The following is a 2,266-nucleotide window of genomic DNA, read 5'->3' on the forward strand; positions in this document are numbered from 1 at the left end:
CGCCTACCAAACCGGGGGGGGCCGGGAAAGCGCGCGGCCCCGCCCCCGCAGTGCGCCAACAGTTCATTCGCCTGTCAGCGGCTCCATCACGAAGCCCCGAAGAGCGACCGGCACGTCGTCGTCAGTCCACCGAACCGGCACACCCCACACCTCAAGGTTCGGCTCAGGGGCCACTTGCTGTTGCCGGTAGCAGGCAACCAGTTCCGCGTACCGAGGGTCGATCCACTCCATCGGAGAACCTCCTGTCCCGTGTCCTGCAGCCTACGCGCCTTCACCCCACACTCGGAGGCTTGGTGCACGGCTTTTCCGGCTTCTTCATCGGCCTGATCGAACAGTTGGGTGCATGTTGGCAGTTGGCCGCCACGGACACCAGCGTGTTATCCGTCGGGGCACACCAGAGATCGACATCGACCTCGAACCCTACGCTCCTGATGGCTTCCTGGGTTTGTTCCAGGATGTCCGAGTCGAAGTTCGCCGGGTCGAATCCCGGGCTGTGATGGACGAATCCACCAAAGCGCCCGCACAGGTCCGCGTACTCCTCCGTGTGCAGGACCAAAGCGTGCCAGCCCTCGTCGACGATGCGGCTCGGAGCCATCGCCAGCTCCGGGCGCAGGGCACCGGTCACAACGAAGGAGATCGCCTCATGAACGATCCTCCGCGCCATCTCCGGACTCATGCCCTCGTTGTTGTCCAGTACCGTCGCCACGACCGAGTCAAGCGACCTGCGATCCATCAGAACGCCGGGCACGGCCGGCACCGCCTGACGCATCGAGCCCACCACCGGCGGGCCCGGCGGCGGGGACTGGAAAGGCGAACTGTGCTGCGATGCAGTCATCCCGTTTCCTCCTGACGCGGTGAAGCGTTCGGCCATGTGCCCGAGCTCCCGCAGTACTGACCGGCGAAGAAGCACCAGGATCCGCCGGGTTCCTGGGACGAAGGAACCTCGCGCAAGGGACACTTCGGAACATCCTCCGCAAGGTAGAACGTCCCTCAAGGTCCCACCCGACAAGGAGTAGAGAAGAATGCCGAACCAGCGGCTCAAAGATGCCATGGCATCGGGTGGTTGGACGTGCTCTGAGTTGGCCGCACGCGCTGGTGTCGACACCAAGTCCGTCGAACGATGGGCTAATCTCAGCCGCACACCACGCATGAGGACAGCCCGCCTGGCTGCCGAGGCGCTCGGCGAGGATGTGTTCGCGCTTTGGCCCAGCCTGCGGCAACCACACAGCGCCCAGACCACCAGCCCAGACCTGGTGGCGCTCTACGAGCAGCGCGCCGACCTGCCAACGTCGCAGTTCGTGGACCTGTTCAGCAAGGCCACCCACAACATCGACGTACTCGTCTACGCCGCCGTGTTCCTCCACGAGGGCTATCCACGGCTGAACGACCTCCTCCGAGAACGAGCCGGACACGGTTGCACTGTCCGGATCGCAATCGGGAATCCAGACAGTGCCAACGTTCGGCAGCGCGGCGAGGAAGAGCAGTTCGGCCACGGTATCGAGTCCCGGTGCAGGCTTGCCCACATGCACTACCGCCCGCTCGTCGGTACTCCGCGCATTGAGGTCCGAGCACACGAATCGACCCTCTACAACAGCCTCTACCGTGCCGACGAGCAACTGCTGGTCAACGCACATGTGTGGGGCATGAATGCGTTCAGCGCCCCCGTGTGGCATCTCCGTCGGTCGCCGACAGGCACGCTGTTCGACGGCTACATTTCTAGCTTCGAGGCTGTGTGGAGCACAGCCCGACCTGTGGAGGCGGACTAGCTCATGGCACGCACCGAGTACTACGACAACCCCGACGCCCCCAAGCCCAACCGACTCGTGGTCGCGGCCTCCGCCGTCGTCACCGACCCGGCCGGCCGTATCCTCCTGCAACGCCGCACCGACAACGGGCTCTACGCCCTCCCCGGCGGCACCATGGACTTCGGCGAATCCCTCCCCGACACCGCCGTCCGCGAGGTGTTCGAGGAGACCGGCCTCACGATCGAAATCACTGGCCTCGTCGGCACCTACACCGACCCGCGCCACATCATCGCCTACGCCGATGGCGAGGTCCGCCAGCAGTTCAACATCTGCTTCACCAGCCGCATCACGGGCGGCGAGCTGCGCATTTCCGGCGAGTCCACCGACTTGCGCTTCATCGCCCCGGACGACCTCGATGCACTCCCCCTCCACCCCACCCAGCGCCTCCGCCTCCAGCACTTCCTGGAGCACCGCGCAACGCCGTACCTCGGCTGACCCACGACCGCCCGGTTCCTCTCGCC

General features: G+C 65.4%; 4 protein-coding genes. 2 read left to right on the plus strand and 2 right to left on the minus strand.

Features of this window, described 5'->3' with window-relative positions; translation table 11 throughout:
- Nucleotides 1-63: 63 nt before the first annotated feature.
- A complete protein-coding gene (locus ACFRMQ_RS40235; RefSeq protein ID WP_380735869.1) occupies nt 64-231 on the minus strand; it encodes a hypothetical protein in 168 nt (55 codons plus the stop codon).
- Between the two features lie 40 nt (nt 232-271).
- Nucleotides 272-871 (minus strand): glycine-rich domain-containing protein, encoded by a 600-nt coding sequence (locus ACFRMQ_RS40240; RefSeq protein WP_380735870.1) that lies wholly within the window; start codon nt 869-871, stop codon nt 272-274.
- 151 nt (nt 872-1,022) lie between these two features.
- Here ACFRMQ_RS40240 and ACFRMQ_RS40245 point away from each other — a divergent pair, with 151 nt between their 5' ends.
- Both ACFRMQ_RS40245 and ACFRMQ_RS40250 read left to right on the plus strand, forming a co-directional pair.
- Nucleotides 1,023-1,766, plus strand: a complete 744-nt coding sequence (locus ACFRMQ_RS40245) for an XRE family transcriptional regulator (protein WP_380735872.1) — start codon at nt 1,023-1,025, stop codon at nt 1,764-1,766.
- Between the two features lie 3 nt (nt 1,767-1,769).
- Nucleotides 1,770-2,240, plus strand: coding sequence for an NUDIX domain-containing protein (locus ACFRMQ_RS40250; protein ID WP_380735873.1), 471 nt, complete (start codon nt 1,770-1,772; stop codon nt 2,238-2,240).
- Nucleotides 2,241-2,266: the final 26 nt, after the last annotated feature.

The organism is Kitasatospora sp. NPDC056783 (assembly GCF_042789895.1).
Lineage (GTDB): Bacteria > Actinomycetota > Actinomycetes > Streptomycetales > Streptomycetaceae > Kitasatospora.